The 18218-nt window shown below is 63.2% G+C and carries 15 protein-coding genes; 3 read left to right on the forward strand and 12 right to left on the reverse strand.

Translation table 11 applies throughout. The features are described 5' to 3' along the window. Positions 1-3 precede the first annotated feature (3 nt). Positions 4-780, forward strand: a complete 777-nt coding sequence (locus tag BM374_RS28940) for an imidazole glycerol phosphate synthase cyclase subunit (RefSeq protein WP_092300400.1) — start codon at positions 4-6, stop codon at positions 778-780. 4 nt (positions 781-784) lie between these two features. Next, entirely contained in the window at positions 785-1450 is a 666-nt protein-coding gene (locus BM374_RS39205) for an LbetaH domain-containing protein (protein WP_210188600.1), read from the forward strand. Here the strand turns inward: BM374_RS39205 and BM374_RS28950 are convergent, their stop codons facing one another. The 6 genes from BM374_RS28950 to BM374_RS28975 all read right to left on the reverse strand — a co-directional run bounded on the left by BM374_RS28950 (position 1451) and on the right by BM374_RS28975 (position 9516). Continuing rightward, on the reverse strand, positions 1451-2764 hold the full coding sequence (locus tag BM374_RS28950; protein ID WP_092300403.1) for an aminotransferase class III-fold pyridoxal phosphate-dependent enzyme: 1314 nt from the start codon (positions 2762-2764) through the stop codon (positions 1451-1453). Between the two features lie 564 nt (positions 2765-3328). After that, on the reverse strand, positions 3329-4540 hold the full coding sequence (locus BM374_RS28955) for a glycosyltransferase family 4 protein (protein ID WP_177248593.1): 1212 nt from the start codon (positions 4538-4540) through the stop codon (positions 3329-3331). Positions 4541-4559: 19 nt separating this feature from the next. After that, positions 4560-5528 carry a GDP-L-fucose synthase gene (fcl, locus tag BM374_RS28960; protein WP_092300409.1) on the reverse strand — a complete coding sequence of 323 codons (969 nt, stop codon included), beginning with the start codon at positions 5526-5528 and terminating at the stop codon, positions 4560-4562. Beyond that, positions 5509-6594, reverse strand: a complete 1086-nt coding sequence (gene gmd, locus BM374_RS28965; protein WP_092300412.1) for a GDP-mannose 4,6-dehydratase — start codon at positions 6592-6594, stop codon at positions 5509-5511. Before gmd ends, fcl begins: the two co-directional genes overlap by 20 nt. Positions 6595-7095: 501 nt before the next feature. After that, complete coding sequence (locus BM374_RS28970; protein ID WP_092300415.1) at positions 7096-8181, reverse strand: phytanoyl-CoA dioxygenase family protein; 1086 nt, start codon at positions 8179-8181, stop codon at positions 7096-7098. A gap of 111 nt (positions 8182-8292) precedes the next feature. After that, complete coding sequence (locus BM374_RS28975) at positions 8293-9516, reverse strand: phenylacetate--CoA ligase family protein (protein WP_143270263.1); 1224 nt, start codon at positions 9514-9516, stop codon at positions 8293-8295. 86 nt (positions 9517-9602) lie between these two features. Here BM374_RS28975 and BM374_RS28980 point away from each other — a divergent pair, with 86 nt between their 5' ends. After that, the gene (locus tag BM374_RS28980; protein WP_177248594.1) at positions 9603-10757 is read left to right on the forward strand and encodes an AGE family epimerase/isomerase; all 1155 of its coding nucleotides are present in this window, start codon (positions 9603-9605) and stop codon (positions 10755-10757) included. Here the strand turns inward: BM374_RS28980 and BM374_RS28985 are convergent. The 6 genes from BM374_RS28985 to BM374_RS29010 all read right to left on the reverse strand — a co-directional run bounded on the left by BM374_RS28985 (position 10754) and on the right by BM374_RS29010 (position 17964). After that, positions 10754-11593, reverse strand: a complete 840-nt coding sequence (locus tag BM374_RS28985; protein ID WP_092300421.1) for an ABC transporter ATP-binding protein — start codon at positions 11591-11593, stop codon at positions 10754-10756. The genes BM374_RS28980 and BM374_RS28985 overlap by 4 nt on opposite strands. Positions 11594-11737: 144 nt before the next feature. Further along, the gene (locus BM374_RS28990; RefSeq protein ID WP_092300424.1) at positions 11738-13021 is read right to left on the reverse strand and encodes an ABC transporter substrate-binding protein; all 1284 of its coding nucleotides are present in this window, start codon (positions 13019-13021) and stop codon (positions 11738-11740) included. 43 nt (positions 13022-13064) lie between these two features. Further along, positions 13065-14138, reverse strand: a complete 1074-nt coding sequence (locus tag BM374_RS28995; RefSeq protein WP_092300427.1) for a branched-chain amino acid ABC transporter permease — start codon at positions 14136-14138, stop codon at positions 13065-13067. Positions 14139-14141: 3 nt separating this feature from the next. After that, entirely contained in the window at positions 14142-15035 is an 894-nt protein-coding gene (locus BM374_RS29000) for a branched-chain amino acid ABC transporter permease (RefSeq protein WP_092300430.1), read from the reverse strand. Between the two features lie 179 nt (positions 15036-15214). Beyond that, the gene (locus tag BM374_RS29005) at positions 15215-17146 is read right to left on the reverse strand and encodes a long-chain fatty acid--CoA ligase (RefSeq protein ID WP_092300432.1); all 1932 of its coding nucleotides are present in this window, start codon (positions 17144-17146) and stop codon (positions 15215-15217) included. After that, positions 17143-17964: an ABC transporter ATP-binding protein gene (locus BM374_RS29010; RefSeq protein ID WP_092300583.1), complete on the reverse strand. Its 822-nt coding sequence runs from the start codon at positions 17962-17964 to the stop codon at positions 17143-17145. The genes BM374_RS29005 and BM374_RS29010 overlap by 4 nt, the downstream gene beginning before the upstream one ends. Positions 17965-18218: the final 254 nt, after the last annotated feature.

Raw genomic sequence — 18218 nt, forward strand, 5'->3', positions numbered from 1 at the left:
GCGATGCTGAAGAAGCGCCTGATACCGAAATTCCTGCTGCGCGACGGCAGGCTCGTCAAATACGTCCGCTTCTTCGAGAACGAGCGCGCCGCCGGCAACCCGGTGACGACCGCAAAAGTCTACAACGACTATGGCGTCGACGAACTGATTGTGCTCGACATCGTGCCGAGCGAGGCCTCGCGTGGCCGCGTCGTCGACATCATCGAGCGAATGTCGGAAGAGATTTTCATGCCGTTCACGGTCGGCGGCGGGGTCAAGACGCTCGACGACGTCAACATGCTGCTCCGCGCCGGTGCCGACAAGGTATCGGTGAATTCGGAGGCCGTGCGGCGCCCCGAGTTTCTGCGCGAGGCGGCGCGCACCTTCGGCGACCAGTGCATGACGGTGTCGATCGACTACAAGAGGATCAGCCCCAACCATGCTAGCGTATTCATCGACGGAGGCCGCGAGCATGTCGCGCTCGACCCGATCGAATGGGCGCAGCGCTGCGAGGACCTGCACTGCGGGGAGGTGCTGCTTGGCTCGATCGACCGCGACGGTACCATGAGCGGCTACGATCTCGAACTGATTCACAGGGCGGCAAGCGTCTTGAGCGTACCATTGATCGTCTCTGGTGGTTGCGGCTCGCTCCAGCACGCGATCGACGCGTTGGAGGCCGGTGCCTCTGCGGTGGCGATCTCCTCGATGTTCCTGTTCACCGACCACAGCCCGATCAAGCTTCGTAGTCATCTGTTCTCGCGTGGTCTCGACGTGCGCGCCAGCTTCTCGAGTAGGAATTGATGCCGTGCAGCTTTCGCTCGCCCGCAACGAACTCGCCGTCTACGTGCGCAGGCAATTCGAAAACCTGTTTCCCGACGGCGTCGATCTCGGCGACCTACCGAAATTCGTCGACCTTGCGCTCGGCCGGGTCGATCATTGCTTCTCGCGCGTAAGGCTGAAGGGCTTCTTTGCAGATGGTGAGGCGCGGTTCTCGCATTGGCATTCCGACCAGTATGCGATCTTCCTTTACTATCTCGCCAATTCGGCGTTTCGCGAGCGGCCCGGCCATCCCATCGCCGACAAGGCCTATGCACTCAACAAGGCGCTGCACGCGCTCGATGCGTTCTATGAGGTCGAGCTGCCCGATGTGTTCGCGGTCCAACATCCTGTCGGCACCGTGCTTGGGCGCGCCGGCTATTCGGATTACTTCATTTGCTATCACAACTGCACGGTGGGCGCGAACCTCGACAACGACTATCCGTCGTTCGGGCGTGGCATCGTGATGTATGGCGGCAGCCGCGTGATCGGCAAGACTGCGGTAGGGGACAATTCCTTCGTGTCGACCGGCGCGATCCTGATCGACGGCGGCACGCTTGCCGCCGACAGCATCTTGCACGGCGTGTATCCGAAGGCGGCGCGCTCGCCGACGTCGCGCAACGTAGTGCGCGATATATTCGGGATGACGACCTGATCAGGTCAACCGCTTGAACCCGGAGTGAGCCACGGGCCCGCGCAACAACTGCTTGACGGCCTTCTGATCGACTGCGGTGCGGAGCTCCCGGAACACGTCGGCCACCGCATCCAGGTAGCGGTCGACGTGGGCGTCCGTATGCGACCACATCGCGTAGAACGAGCCCGTCGCGAGGATGCCGCGGTCCAGCATCATCTGCGTGAACAGCGTGCGCACCTCCTGCGCGTCCGGCAGGTCGAAGGCGAAATGGCCGAGCGGCGAGATGCCGGAAACGTGCAGGGGCAGGCCCGCAGCCTGTGACGCTTCGGTCCAGCCCTTCTGGATGCGTGTGCCGATCCGCATCAGGTGCCGCGCGACGTTCTGCTCGCGATGCTTGCGCAAGGTGGCAAGTGCTGCGACCGGTCCGACGCGCTCGGTCCAGGCCGTCGAGCTGACGAAAGTTTCCTGCGCCGCGTCCATCACGGAGGCGCGGCCGACGATCGCGGCCATCGGAAAACCGTTGGCGATAGCCTTGGCGAATACCGCCATGTCGGGATCGACGCCATAGGCCAGATGAGCACCGCCGGAATTGATGCGGAGGCCTGACGTCACTTCGTCGAAGATCAACGCGGCGCCGCAGCGGTCGGCGAGCGCGCGGATACCCTTGATGAAGGCCGGTTCAGGCTCACTGGAGCGCACCGGCTCCATCACGATGGCGGCGAGCCGTTCGCCATGGGCGGCGACGATGGCCTCGATCTCATCGAGCTTATTGAAGTGGAAAGGGTGCATCAGGCCGGCGAGACCACGCGGCACACCCTTGGTATCGAGGCCCGGCAGCAGATGACCGTCGAGCGCGGTGGTCTCGCCGAGATTGGCGCTGAGATACCAGTCGTGCCAGCCGTGATAGCCGCAAAACGCCACCATGTCGCGGCCGGTCGCGGCGCGCGCGATGCGAACCGCAATCGCCATAGCCTCGCCACCGGCGCGGCCGAAACGCACCATGTCCGCCCAAGGATGCAGCTCGACCAGCAGCTCTGCCAGATCGATATCCTCGGCGCAATTCAGGGTCGACATAGAGCCCATGTCGATCGCGCTCTTTACTGCGGCATCGACGTCGGGGTCGGCAAAGCCCAGGATGGTGGCGCCGATGCCGCAATAGCTCATATCAAGGTAAGTCTTGCCGTCGAGATCGACGACTTCGGCGCCCTTGGCCGATTTGAAGTAAGTCGGCCACTGTTCCGGCAGGAACATTTCCGGCCGTTTTGAGAGCAGCTGCGTTCCGCCGGGCATGACCTTGCGCGCGCGTCGGTAAAGCGTTTGGCCGGTGCTCGACATTGGATTCTCCTGGGCGGAAAGCCTTCGGTGGATACCGCAAGCCCTCGACTCAGGCAAGGCGCCGTGAGCAGGTTCTGCATGCCCGAATGGGCGCCCGACTGCTAGCTGGCTCGACCGGTTATGGATGCAGAGAGAGGGGGGCGTGGACCCGGTCGCCGCTTGCTGTCTGTGGTGTCGTCGTTCTCAGGTGCGATCTCGAAGACGGCTGCTGGAGGGGAGATCAGCGTTCTCGATCCAGGTGGATTCGGGTCGGTATTCTCCGTCTACGCAGGTCATTCTAAACAATTCGGCAGTGACGGGTAATATCACCGGCTTGAGCTTCACTAACGGTGGTACGATGCCGTCACTCAAAAAATAGTCCCGTTGCAGGCAATTGAGTGGCCGACGGAACCTCGTCGGGGCTGTCACGCCGCAGTAGAACGTTTTTACAGCCGGCGCCTCGCGTTGGAACGCGGCACCGGCAGCCCGCAAGCAGGACTGCTTAAGCAACCGCTACTCGGTTGCTAACAGAAACTTCTCATCGTCGTAAGAGAATTTGAAAAGCCTGGAACGCGCCGCTTGTGGCTAATTGCGGTGCACTGCCTGGCTGACCTCGTTCATCACCTGGCGATAGCGAGCAAGAGCGACGTCCTCGCGATATTTCTCGGCGATGTCGGCTGCACGAATTCCTTTGTCCATGGTGGTCTGTCGATCGTCGGCCGCTTCCCGAATGGCTCGCACGAGCTCGGCGGGGTTTTCGGGAGAAACGACCCATCCGATTGCCTCTTCGCCAAGCACGAGCGCGCCTTCGGAATTGGCCTCCGAGGCGACCACGATCGGACGCCCGATCGCCAAGATGTTATAGAGGCGGCTGGGGATCGAGACACCGGCGACATGCCGGCGATAGGGAATAACCCAGAGATCGGCAGCCGACAGGAATTCCACGAGTTCGTCTTCGGCGACAGGTTTCATGATCGTGACATTCTCGAGACGATCCTTGGCATAAAGCTCGTTGAGCGTGGCCCAGCCCACGCCCCATCCCGAGAGCATGAAATGAATGTCCTTCCGGTCTCGCAACAGGCGGGCCGCTTCGAACACCGTGACGGGATCGTGTGTGAAACCGAGATTGCCGGATAGACCAACGATAAACCTGGAAGAGTCCGGCGCGCGGAATCGGCTGGCCGGATCAATCTTGCGATAGCCAATCGGAATAAGCGCCCAGTTCGGAATGTAGTGAAGTTGGTCCGCAACGACACCGGGATATTGTTCGATCAGAGGCGGCACGTCGCGCCCGATCACGACGATCGCATCAAGGCGCCGGAACAGAAGCGTGTTGGCAAAGCGAATGAGGCGCACCGCCAGCGAAGTGGAGCGAACCATACCGGCGGCCTCGAGCGCTTCCGGATAGAGATCATATATCAGGAGCATGGACTTTGCTCCACGCAATCTGGCGGCGATAAGCACGGTGTAGGGCAGGGTGAACGGCGTCGTGACGCAGAAGACGATGTCGCCCGACCTTGCCCGCCGCAGGACCGAGAAGAACATTTGGGCAGCAAGCAAGCAGATCGCGAGAGCGCGCTGGACGATCGCGGACTTGCGCGGATTCCAGCACTTGATTTCGACGACCTCGGGCTTGCCGGCTTTGCCGTCTGCGCGCGAGCCTTGTGTCGCTGAGATCACAACGACCTGCCGATCTCTTGCGAGGCTCTCGGCGATCTTGCCGACATAAACTGCCGTCGTGGTCGTGTCGGGCGGGTAGAACTGAGCCGCGATGATCAGCTTTGCGGAAGTGGCCATGTGCAAACGCGGTCCTCGATCAGGCGTTCGGCTGAAGGCCGTTGGCCTGACTTTCCGCCAAATAGGCTTCATAGGCGCGCTTCAAGCCATCGTGAAGCGAGGTCGTCGCGCGCCAGCCGAGCTCGTCGAGCCTGTTGATATCGAGCAGCTTGCGCGGCGTGCCGTCGGGACGCGAGGTGTCGAAGGAGATCTCGCCGCGATAGCCGACGATCCCGGCGACCACGCGCGCGAACTCGGCAATGGCGACATCCTCCCCGGTGCCGATGTTGATCAGCTCGCTGCCGGAATAGGTCTTCATCAGGTGGACGCAGGCATCGGCCATGTCGTCGACATAGAGGAACTCGCGCCGCGGCGTGCCGGTGCCCCAGACCGCGACCGTCTTGGCGCCCGACAGCTTCGCCTCGTGAAAGCGCCGGATCAGGGCCGCGACGACGTGGCTCAATTCAGGGTGATAATTGTCGCCGGGACCATAGAGGTTGGTCGGCATCACGCTGATGAAGTCGCTGCCATACTGACTGCGATAGGCCTCCGCCATCTTGATGCCGGCGATCTTGGCGATCGCATAGGGTTCGTTGGTCGGCTCCAGCGGGCCTGTGAGCACGGAATCTTCGCGCAGCGGCTGCGGCGCCAGCTTCGGATAGATGCAGGACGAGCCGAGGAACATCAGCTTCTCGGCCCGGTTCACATGCGCGGCGTGGATCACGTTGGCGGCGATCGCGATGTTGTCGTAGATGAACTCGGCGCGCAGCGTGTTGTTGGCGACGATGCCGCCGACCTTGGCGGCGGCGAGGAAGATCACCTGCGGCCGCACCCGCGCGAACCAGTCGAACACGGCGGCCTGGTTGCAGAGATCGACCTCGCGCCGGTCAACGGTGACGAGCTTCACATCCTCCCGTGCCAGCCGGCGCAGAAGCGCGCTGCCGACCATGCCACGATGACCGGCGACATAGACGCTCTTGCCCTTCAGCTCAAACGGTACGCTTGCCATTTGCAATGTCCCGTTTGGCCTCGGCAAGATCGCCCGCCATCATCTCTTCGACGAGCTGCGCAAAGCTCCGCTTCGGTTTCCAGCCGAGCACCTTTTGCGCCTTGCTGGCATCGCCGACGAGCAGATCGACCTCGGTCGGGCGGAAATAAGTCGGATCGATCTTCACCACCGTCTTGCCGCTGATGGCATCGACGCCGGTCTCGTCCACACCTTTGCCGCGCCATTCGATGCGGCGGCCGACCTGGGCAAAGGCCAGCTCGACCATCTCACGCACCGACCGCGTCTCGCCGGTGGCGAGCACGAAATCATCGGGCTTGTCGGCCTGCAGGATCATGTGCATGCCCTCGACGTAGTCCTTGGCATGGCCCCAGTCGCGCTTGGCCTCGAGATTGCCGAGATAGAGCGTCTGCTCGAGCCCAACCTCGATCCGGGCGACGCCGCGGGTGATCTTGCGGGTGACGAAGGTCTCGCCGCGGATCGGGCTCTCATGGTTGAACAGGATGCCGTTCGAAGCAAACATGCCGTAGGCTTCGCGGTAGTTCACCGTGATCCAGTAGCCATAGAGCTTGGCGACGCCATAAGGCGAGCGGGGATAGAACGGCGTGGTCTCCTTCTGCGGAATCTCCTGCACGAGACCGTAGAGCTCGGAGGTCGAGGCCTGGTAGAACCGCGTCTCCTTCTCCATGCCGAGGATGCGGATCGCTTCCAAAAGGCGCAGCACCCCGACGGCATCGGCGTTGGCGGTGTATTCCGGGCTCTCGAAGCTGACGGCGACGTGGCTCTGCGCGGCGAGATTGTAGATCTCGGTCGGGCGGATCTGCTGCACCAGGCGGATCAGGTTGGTCGAATCCGTCATGTCGCCGTAATGCATCAGGAACGGTACGTTGCCGGCATGCGGGTCCTGGTAGAGGTGATCGACGCGCGCGGTGTTGAACGAGGACGAGCGGCGCTTGATGCCGTGCACGACATAGCCGAGCGACAGCAAATGCTCGGCGAGATAAGCCCCGTCCTGCCCGGTCACACCGGTGATGAGAGCGACGCGCTGTTTGGAGTCTTGAGCATTCATAGTTGTTCCGGGCCACCGGCTTAGGATTGACGGGGTTGCGTATCCTACTTTTCCGAGCGTGTCTTGTTTTCCAGTGCGGCCGGATTTTCATGTAAATGTGATTATGCATTCAATGGGTTAGCGTTCGTTGATATGGAATTCTAGGGGTGCGCGAGCTTGATTTGCCCACGAATCTGCCGGTTCCTACCGCTCTGCAGGTTTCAGGCGAGCTCAAGCGCCTCGCGCACGAAGGCCGCGAGATTGCCTTCCCGAAGTAACGCGCCACGGATGCCTGCAGCGCACATCGCCTTCAGGAAAGCGCTTCATGAGGCCGGTGATCATGCCTCGCCCCGGCGTTCGCCGGTCGCTGTCGCATCGATAGCACTCGACGATGGTCTCGGGGTGGTCGGGGGATAGAACGTTTTGATATGGCGCCGGCTGCGATTTCGTGATCATGGGGTGCCGGAACAAATGTGTTCACCGTCCCGCCGGCGGCTTGTCTCGATATCGGCGGCGTCGCACCTACGTCGGTTCCGTCAGCATCATGGTGACGACCAGCCTGCGGCCGCTCCTTACCATGCCGCCGCGGTGGATTCCGAATGGGTCGAACAGGACCGCGTCGCCCTGGTCGCTGGTCACGCGCCATTCGTTGTCGAGGATGGCGTCGGCATATTCGCTGCCAGCGGGCAGATCGACACCGAAGGCGGCTTTGCGCTGCAGGAATTTTGGTAGCGCGTTGAAGAGCCGGCGGTTCTGCGGCTTGGTCGACGACAGGCTGGCATAGTCGTTGGCGCGGCGGATGAGCCCGTCCCAGAAGTTGCGGCTCGCGCGATGTGTTCCGCGGACATAGGTGAACGGGCCGTTGTCGGAGCCGACCTCGCTCACATAGATGATGAACTTGAGGAGGTTGTAGGTCGCATCGACGTGACAATAGTCGCAGGGCGAGTCCACGACACCGACGTCGCGAAAATGATTGGCCCAGAAGGCATCACTCGGGTCGTTGATCTGAGGCACCACATGGGCGATCGCCACCGGGCGGTCGAGATAGGCGCTCGCCGCGTCGATGACGCCAAGCTCGGACCCCAGTTGGTTGAAATAGGCGTAGATCTCGGGAAAGACGTCCTTGTCGAGCCACAGCCGCGTCTCGTCGAAATGGCGTTGGTCTGGCGTCTTTTGGGCAAGTCTTGCTTCAAGCCGCCGGTAGTGCGGAGCGAGCAGGTCTCTGATACGGCCGAGCTGTTCTGGCGAGAGGTGAAAACCGGCTATGCCGTCCCGGTTCAGCGTCTTCAGCACGTTGGCACCGGCCGTCGTCCTCGGCTCCGCGGCTCTGCGCGTCAGCCGCCGAAGCTTCTGTGTCGCCACCAGCCGCAGATAGGTCGGCGAGCGCCGGATCAGCTCGGCGACCTTGTGCGATTTATCCTTGGGGCGCGGCAGATGCTCGTAGTCGGCCATCAGACGGGCCGTGATCATGGCAAAGCCCGATGCGAATTTTGCGAGTGCCGCGGCGCGTTCGCCGAGAGTTGGCTTCGGGAAAGCCGTGCCATAGGCGGGGTGATTCGGATAATCGATGACTGGCAAATGATCGTACGAATATGGGTGCGATGTCATGGCGCCGCCTTTCCGATGAACCACTCGCTAGAATGGCAGGCGCCGTTCGTCATTGACGTCGATCAATGACTATTCACGTGATCGGCAGGGTAGCTGGAACAATCAAGCAGCCTATCGCTCGTCCGCGATCACCTTGCCATCGTTCGGCAATATGCCGGGGCCGACCAACTCGACGGCTCCGCCGAGCTTTGTCACGGCGCGCAAGCTGGCCGCGATCTCCTCGCGCAGTGTGTCGCCTGATGCGCTCGTCTCGGCCCTCAGCGTCATCGCATCAGCCTCGCCCTGGCGCGTAACAACGAGGCGCAGCCGCCCGAGCGCGGGATGGCGCTTGCCGATCTCCGCGATCTGCTCGGGGCGGACGAACATGCCCTTGACCTTGGTGGTCTGGTCGGCGCGGCCCATCCAGCCCTTGATGCGCATGTTGGTGCGCCCGCACGCGCTCATGCCGGGCAACGCTGCCGTGAGGTCGCCGAGCGCCAGCCGGATCCAGGGATGGTGAGGATCGAGCGAGGTCACCACGATCTCGCCGACATCGCCCGGTGCCACGGGATCGCCGGTGCCGGGCCGGACGATCTCCATGATCAGATCCTCGTTCACGACCATGCCCTCACGCGCCTCGGTCTCGAACGCGATCAGGCCGAGATCGGCAGTACCGAAGGCCTGGTAGGCCTCGATGCCGCGCGCCTTGATCTCGGCCTGGAGCGAAGGTGGGAAAGCGGCGCCCGAGACCATCGCGCGCTTGATCGAGGACACATCCCGGCCTGCGGTCGCCGCGGCATCGAGCAATATCTTCAGGAAGTCCGGTGTGCCGCTGTAGCCGATCGGGCGGTAGGCCTCGATCAGCTCGAATTGCTGCTCGATATTGCCGGGGCCGGCCGGGATCACGGCGCAGCCGAGCGCGCGCGCCGAGGCGTCGAAAATGAAGCCGCCCGGGGTGAGGTGGTAGCTGAACGTATTGAGCACGATGTCGTCGGGGCGGAAACCGGCCGCGAACAGCGCACGCGCGCCGCGCCAGGGATCATCCTGGCGTCCCTCCGGCTCGAAGATCGGCCCCGGCGAGGTAAAGAGGCGGGCGAACGAGCCGGGGGATGCCGCCACGAAGCCGCCGAAGGGCTGGGAGGCCTTGTGCAGGGCCGGCAGCTCCGATTTGCGCAGCACCGGCAGGCCCGCCAGCGCCGCCCTGGAGGTCACTGAGGCGGGGTCGATGCCCTTCAGTCGCTCGGCATAAGCTGGGGCGACCATGGCGCTGCGGAGCACGCCTGGCAGGCGGGCGAACAGCTCGGCCTCGCGCGCCGCCGGCTCACGCGTCTCGAGGGTGTCGTAATGGGCGGTCATGGCGGGTCTTTCCGGGTTGGCATCCGTTGCGCGCCGCCGCCCGCATGGGTATCAGACGGCCATTGCGGCGGCTTGGAGAGCGCGGAGTGACGGACGAGCGGATCAATGAGGCTGAAGGGGCGGGCGATGTGGTCGCGCGCCTGAAGCGCCGCATGGTCGAGGACGCGCTGCCGTTGTGGTCGACGGTCGGCTGGGATCACGCCGCCGGCGGTTTCATCGACAGGCTGCACCGCGACGGTACGGCGGATACGGCCGCACCGCGGCGCGTGTTCGTGCAGGCCCGCCAGATCTATTGCTACGCCAAGGCGGCGCAGATGGGCTGGTACCCGCAAGGCCGAGCCATCGCGCTGAAGGGGCTGGAACACCTTCTGGCGAAGGCGAAGGCGCCCGATGGCAAGCCCGGCTATGTGCACCGGCTGACGCCCGAGGGTACGGCGCTGGATTCGCGGCGCGATGCCTACGACCACGCCTTCATCCTGTTCGCCCTGGCGACCGTCTATGCGCTCGATCAGGACGCGCAGATCCGCGCCGAGATCGATGCGCTGCTTGCTTTCCTCGACGGCCATCTGCGCTCGCCGCATGGCGGCGTGCACGAAAGCCTGCCGGTGTCGTTGCCGCGCCGGCAGAACCCGCAGATGCATCTGTTCGAGGCGATGATCGCGTGTTTCGATGCGACTCACGATCTGTCGTTCCAGAACCGCGCCGGCGAGTTCTTCGCGCTGTTCCTCGCCAATCTCTATGACAAGCGGAAGTGCATCCTGACGGAGTATTTTGAGGAGGACTGGTCGAAGATCGAGCCGGTCAGCGTCGAGCCCGGCCACCAGGCGGAATGGGTCTGGCTGCTGAAGGGGTTTGAGCGAATCACGGGCTGTCCGACCGGACAGCGGCGCGCGGAGCTGCTGGCGACCGCGCTGCGCTATCGCGACACCGCGACCGGCTGCCTGGTCGACGAGGGCGACGATACCGGTCACATCCGTCGCAGCACGCGCCGGCTGTGGCCGCAGACAGAGATCGCGAAGGCCTGGATCGCACAGGCCGAGTCCGGTGAGGCGGGCGCGGCGGAGGAAGCGCGCGCGGCGCTGGTGCGGCTCGAACGGCATTACCTCAGCCATCCCGTGCGGGGTGGCTGGTACGACCAGTTCGACAGCGACGGCAAATCGCTGATCGACACCATTCCTGCGTCGTCGTTCTATCATGTTCTCTGCGCGGTCGCGGAAGCGGAGCAGGTGCTGGAAGGTTAGAGCCACCTTTTGCGCCGCTTGAAACTCTTGAGGTTCTTGAAGCTCTTGCGCTGGTCGCCGGCGCCGCCGAGGTAGAATTCCTTGACGTCCTCGTTGTCGCGCAGCTCGTCGGCGGTGCCGTCGAGCACGACCTTGCCTTGCTCCATGATGTAGCCGTGGCTCGCCACCGAAAGCGCGGCGCGCGCGTTCTGCTCGACCAGGAGGATGGTGACGCCGAGGTCGCGGTTGATCTTCTGGATGATCGAGAACACCTCTTTCACCAGCAGCGGCGACAGGCCCATCGACGGTTCGTCCATCAAGATCATCTTCGGGCGCGCCATCAGCGCGCGGCCGATTGCGAGCATCTGCTGCTCGCCGCCGGAGAGATAGCCGGCAAGGCCGGTGCGCTCCTTAAGGCGCGGGAAATAGTTGAACACCATGTCGAGATCGGCATCGACCTCGCGATCCCGGCGGGTGAAGGCGCCGAGCTTGAGGTTCTCCAGCGATGTCATGTCGGCGACGATGCGCCGGCCTTCCATGACCTGGAAGATGCCGCGGCGGACGATCTTGTCCGGATCGATGCCAGCGATCCGTTCGCCCTCGAACAGGATCTCGCCGCGCGTGACCTCGCCATCCTCGGTCTTGAGCAATCCCGAGATCGCCTTCAGGGTTGTCGACTTGCCCGCGCCGTTGGCACCCAACAGCGCCACGATCGCGCCCTTGGGCACGTCGAGGCTGAGTCCGCGCAGCACCAGGATGACGTCGTCATAGACGACCTCGATGTTCCGCACGGCGAGCAGGGGCGGCGCGGGGACGGCGGTGGGGGTGGGGCGGGATGCTTCGATGGTTTGGGACATGAGTCTTCGTTCTCCGCTGTCGTCACCCGCGCGGGCGGGTGACCCAGTATTCCAGAGACGCCGGAGATTCATCGAGAAGCCGCGGCGTACTGGATCCCCCGCCTTCGCGGAGGATGACAGTTGTGAGCGTGGTTAGAGCATGGCTCACCAGCCCAGCAGCTCCGGCTTGCGCGGCAGCTCGACGGTCTTGACCTTCTCGAGCTTGATCGTGCCCTTGGCCATGAGGTCGTTGAGGTCGCCGTCGGTCGGGCCCGAGATATTGGTGCGATAGAGGTCGACCTTCAGCGTGCCGCGATGGTCCTTGTCGGTCCAGGTCGAGGGATTGCAGACGCCGTCCATCCCGGCCGGCACCCAATCCTTCTTCTGGTAGAAGCCCTTCGCGACGTTCTCGCCGGTGGCACCGCCGTTCTTGGCAGCCCAGTCGATCGCCTCCTTCATGTAGAGGGCCGAGCAGACCGCCGCGACATAATGCACGGGGCGATAGACCTTGCCGCTGGGATCGGACATCTTCGAGATCTCCATCACCGTCTTCATGCCCGGCGCATCGCCGCCCCAGCTCACTGCCGTGCGCAGGGGGAAGATCACACCGTTGGCGGCGTCGCCGGCCGTCTTGGCGGCGTTCTCGTCCATGCCCCAGACATTGCCGAGGAACTGGATATCGACGCCGGCGGTCTTGCAGGCCTTCATCACCGAAATGTTGGAGGCGGCGGTGTTGCCGAGATAGGCGTAGTTGGCGCCCGAGGATTTCAGGCTCAGGCACTGCGCGCTGTAGTCGCCCGGCGCGAGCGCGAACACCAGCGGCGGCAGTACCTCGAAACCGAGCTCCTGCGCCATGGCTTCACCGGCGGCCTTCGGTGCGTTCGGATAGGGATGGTTGGCCCCCATATGGACGAACTTGGGCTTGCCAGGCTTGCCCTTGGCCTTCCAATCCTCGGCCGCCCACATCAGCATTGCGCGCAGCGAATCCGAATAGCTCGGGCCGTAGAAGAAATTGTAAGGCGCGGGCTTGGCCTTGCCGCTCGTCCCTTCGGGATCGGTCAGGGCTGCGGCGTAGGAGCCGGACATATCGGGAATCTTGTCCTGCGCGAGGAAGCCGGTCAGCGCTTCGGTATCTGCGGTGCCCCAGCCCATGATCGCCGCGACCTTGCTGTCGGGAGCAGACCATTTCTTGTAGAGTGCGATCGCCTTCGGCACCTGATAGCCGTAATCGTTGGTGTCGACATTGAGCTGCTTGCCGCCGACGCCGCCGTTCTTGTTGACCCATGCGAAGGTGTCGGCGACGGCCTGGCCGTAAGGCGTGCCGACATCGGAAGTGCCGCCGGAATAATCGGCGAGATGGCCGATCGCGATCTGCGCCTGCGCGCTCGCCGCGAACGCGGCGACGGCGATTGCAAGCGATGCGGTGCTCAAAAGGGCCTTCATCTTCATGGGTTGGTTCCTCCGGTTTATTGTTTAAGTGAGATTGCCGCGCTCAGTGCGAGAACGGGTAGAGTTTCCAGTATGCCTTGATCTGCCGCCAGCGATGCGCGAGCCCGTCGGGTTCGAACATCAGGAAGACGATGATGATCACCCCGATCGCGATCTCGCGCAGGAAGGTGATGTTGTTGTTGAGCGACAGCGCCCTGTCGATTGCGCCGCCCTTCAGGTACAGGCTGAGCAATTCCATCGACTCCGGCAGCAGCACCACGAAGGCCGTGCCCATCAGCGTGCCCATGATCGAACCGGTGCCGCCGATGATGATCATGGCGAGGAACAGGATCGAGCGCTCGATGCCGAAGCCTTCCTGCGAGACGACGAGCTGGTAGTGCGCATAGAGCGCGCCGGCGATGCCGGCGAAGAAGGCGGCGAGCCCGAACGACAGCGTCCGGTATTTGGTGAGGTTGATGCCCATGATCTCCGCGGACAGGTAATGGTCGCGGATCGCCACAAGCGCGCGGCCGTCGCGTGTGCGCATCAGGTTCGTAACGAGGATGTAGCTCGCCAGCACATAAGCCAGCACGACGTAGAAATATTGCCGGTCGCCGCGCAACGCGTAGCCGAAGATCGAGAACGGCTCGGCGCTCGCCGGGACCGAGCCGCCTGAGAACCATTCGGCGCGGGAGAAGAAGTCGAGCAGGATATATTGGGCGGCCAGCGTCGCGATGACGAGATAAAGCCCCTTCAGCCGCGCCGCCGGAATGCCGAATATCAGTCCGACCAGTGCGGTGACGATTCCTGCGAGCGGAATTGCGAAGAACACCGGGATCGGCGCATTGCTGGAGATGTAGGCCGAGGAGAAGGCGCCCAGCAGGAAGAAGGCGGCATGTCCGATCGAGATCTGGCCGGTGAAGCCGACCAGGATGTTGAGTCCCAACGCCGCGATCGAGAAGATGCCGATCTGGATCAGGATGCTGAGCCAGTAGCCGCTGAAGATCTGCGGCGCCAGGCACAGCAGCGCAACGCCAGCAATCGCGAAGTTGCGGCTGGTGGTGGTCGGGAAGATCGTGGTGTCTGCCGCGTAGGAGGTGCGGAAGTCGCCAGCGGGAATGAGGGCAGGGCCGGCCATGGATCAGATCCGCTCGATGTCGTGGGTGCCGAACAGGCCATAGGGCTTGATCATCAGCACGATGATGAGGACGTAGAACGGCGCTATCTCGTAGAGATTGCCCCAGTGCAGGTATTCGCTGTCGACATATTGCGCGACGTTCTCGAGCAGGCCGATGATGACGCCGCCGAGCACGGCGCCGCCGACGGAATCGAGCCCGCCGAGGATCGCCGCCGGAAACACTTTTATGCCGTAGGCTGCAAGTCCCGATGACACGCCGTTCACTACGGCGACCACCACGCCTGCGACCGCCGAAACCGTCGCCGAGATTGCCCAGGCCATTGCAAACACGCTTTTCACGGAAATACCGAGCGATTGCGCGACTTGCTGGTTGAACGCTGTGGCGCGCATCGCAAGCCCATACTTGGATGCGCGGAAGAACCAGGCCATGCCGATCATCATCGCGATCGAGACCACAAGGCTCATGACGTAGACGGTCTGGATCTGGAGCCCGAACAGACCGACGGACTGGCTCTCGAACACGCGCGGGAACGGCTGCGGATTGACGCCGAACATCCACTTCAGCGTCGCCTGCAATACGGTGGAAAGGCCGATCGTCACCATGATGACGGAGATGATGGGCTCGCCGATCATTGGCCTGAGGATCAGGACCTGGATCGCGATGCCGAACACGAACATGAACACCAGAGTCATCGGCATGCCGATCCAGAACGGCACCTGGTATTTGGCGAGCAGCGCCCAACACACCCAGGCGCCGACCAGCAGCAGTTCACCTTGCGCGAAGTTGACGACCTGCGTCGCCTTGTAGATCAGCACGAACGACATCGCGACCACGCCATAGAGCGTGCCGACCACGAGGCCGTTGACCAGGAGCTGGATGAGGAAGGCGGTGTTCATGTGTGGTCTCCTGATGCAGCCACGTCGTCATTGCGAGCGCAGCGAAGCAATCCAGCATCTTTCCGCGGAGACGGTCTGGATTGCTTCGCTGCGCTCGCAATGACGGAGTGCATATGAGATAGCGCGGCCGCAGGCGGGGGCGAGGCGAAGGGCAGCGTCGTGCTGAGCTGGAAACGAATTCACTCCGCGGCCTCCGCCATAAGGCCGTGTCCGCCGAGATCCACCACGCGCAGTGTTGTGCGCACGCGCTGCGTGGTGCCGTCCTGGAAGCGGATCACAGTATCGACGGGGATATCGGAATCGCCGCGGTAGATCGCGTCGATGATGCCGGCGTATTTTTCGTTGATGACGCCGCGGCGAACTTTTCTTGTGCGGGTGAGCTCTCCGTCGTCGGCGTCCAGCTCCTTGTAGAGCAGCAGGAAGCGCGAGATGCGCTGCGCCGGCGGCAGCGTGGCGTTGACGGTCTCGACCTCCTTCTGGAGCAGCGCGTAGACCTCGGGGCGCGAGGAGAGATCGCTGTAAGTCGTGAAGGAAAGGCGGTTCTTCTCGGCCCATTTCGATATGATGGAGTAACGGATGCAGATCATCGCGGCGAGCGCGTCGCGGCCGGCCCCAAGCACCACGGCTTCGGCGATATAGGGCGAGAACTTCAACTTGTTCTCGATGAATTGCGGCGAGAAGCGTTCGCCGCGGGAGGTCTCGGCGAGATCCTTGATGCGGTCGATGACGACGAGTTGGCGGTTCGCGTTGAAATAGCCGGCATCGCCCGACAGCATCCAGCCGTCCCTGATGTCGGCGACGCTTGCTTCTGGGTTCTTGTAATAGCCGAGAAACATGTTGGGGTGCCGCACTACGATCTCGCCGACGCCGTGGACGTCAGGGTTGTCGATGCGGATCTCGACGTTGTCGGCCATCGGCACGCCTGTGGTGTCCGGGTCGACCTTACCCTCGGGATGCAGCGTATAGGCGCCTAGCAGTTCCGTCTGGCCGTAGAGCGTGCGTAGCGGCACGCCCATCGCCTGGAAGAATTTGAAGGTATCGGGCCCGAGTGCCGCGCCGCCGGTCGCCGCCGAGCGCAGTCGCGTGAAGCCGAGCCGGTCGCGCAGGGCGCGGAACAAGATCGCATCGGCAAAGCCCGAGCGCTTGCCCCGCTCCAGCGCGGCGAGACCCGCCTTCATGCCGATGTCGAACAGACGCTGCTTGAAGGGTGTCGCGTCCATCACCTTGGCGCGGACATCGGCGGCGATCGATTCCCAGACCCGTGGAGCAAAGAGAACGAATGTCGGCGCGATCTCGCGCAGATCGTTCATCATCGTATCCGGCTCTTCGACGAAGTTGATCTTCATCCGGCAGAGCAGACCTTTGCCGAGCACATAGACCTGCTCCATGATCCACGGCAGCGGCAGCACCGAGACGTATTCGTCGTCCGGCCCTTTGGGATCGAAGGCAAGATAGGTCGCGCAATGACCGAGCACGCGGCCGGCGGCGAGCATAGCGAGCTTCGGATGCGAGGTCGTGCCCGACGTGGTGCAGAGGATGGCGACGTCCTCGCCCTTCGTGGCGTCCACGAGGCGATCGTAAAGCTCTGGCTCGCGGGTGGCCCTGATACGGCCGAGCTCGGCGAACTTCTCCGCGGACATCAGCCTGGGATCGTCATATTTCCGCATCCCTCGCGGATCGGAATAGATGATGTGCTTGAGATCAGGCACGCGGTCGGCCAGCGTGAGGAGCTTGTCGACCTGCTCCTCGTCCTCGGCAAAGACGAGCCGGGCCTCGCCGTAGTTGAGGAGATAGGAAGCCTCTTCGTCGAGCACGTCGCGATAGAGCCCGAGGCTCAATCCGCCGATCGCATGGGTCGCGACTTCCGCCGCAACCCAGTCCGGCCGGTTATCGCCGATGATGCCGATGACGTCGCCGCGGCCAAGGCCGAGCTCGATCAGCCCGAGCGCGAAGTCGCGGACGCGGGTCTGATAGTCGTTCCAGGTGAACGGGCGCCAGAGGCCGAGATCCTTCTCGCGCAGCGCGATCTCGTTGCCGTGCTCCCTGGCGTTGAGCCGGAGCATCTTCGGATAGGTGTCGGCCTGCGCGACGCGAGCGGCGTAATTCATCATGCCGCGCTCTCCTGCGCCGGCGGCGCATCATCGGGATCGACGAGCACCTCGTCCTCCTCGCCGAGATAGGCCCGCTTGACATGGGGGTCGGCGAGCACGGTGGTCGGATCGCCCTCGGCGATCTTGCGGCCGAAATCCAGCACCATGACGCGATGAGAGATGTCCATCACCACCCCCATGTCGTGCTCGATCATCACCACCGTCATGCCGAACTCCTCGTTGAGGTCGACGATGTAACGGGCCATGTCCTCTTTCTCCTCGAAATTCATGCCGGCCATCGGCTCGTCGAGGAGGATGAGGCGCGGCTCAAGCGCCATGGCGCGGGCGAGCTCGACGCGCTTGCGCAGGCCGTAGGAGAGGGTGCCGGCGGTGGCTTTCCGCACCGACTGGAGATCGAGAAAGTCGATGATCTCTTCCACCTTGCGGCGATGCTCGAGTTCCTCCTTGCGCGCCCCGGTGAGCCAGTACAGCGAGCCCGTGAGGAAATTGTTCTTCAGGAGGTGATGGCGGCCGACCATGATGTTGTCGAGCACGCTCATATGGTGAAACAGGGCCAGATTCTGGAAAGTGCGGCCGATGCCGAGCGAGGCGCGCGCATTCGGCGTCAGCCCCGTGATGTCGCGGCCCTGGTACAACAGTTGGCCTTCGGTCGGCTTATAGCGGCCGGAAATACAGTTCACGATCGAGGTCTTGCCGGCGCCGTTGGGGCCGATGATCGAGAACAGCTCGCCCTCGTTGATGGCGAAGCTGACATCGGTCAACGCGCGAACGCCGCCGAATCGCAGGGACACGCCGCGCACTTCGAGACTGGTAGCCACCAAACAAATCCCTCCCGGTGATGGCGCATTCAGCGGCGCTCTTCATCCGTTCCTCTCGGCCGATCCTAATACGGTCGTGCCGGTGAGGCCATGCAGCACATGATCCTGACCGGAGGCCCACCGCTTTCGTCCCGTTTGGGATCAAAAGCCGCATCGCCCGAGGTGGTCCTCAATAGGGGAAAGCGCTATTCTGAAATGTCTCCGGCCTGACAATTCTGCGACAAAGTTTTTTGGGCGGCTGCGGCCTCCACCTT

The sequence above is a fragment of the Bradyrhizobium sp. Ghvi genome, from assembly GCF_900115265.1.
GTDB lineage: Bacteria > Pseudomonadota > Alphaproteobacteria > Rhizobiales > Xanthobacteraceae > Bradyrhizobium.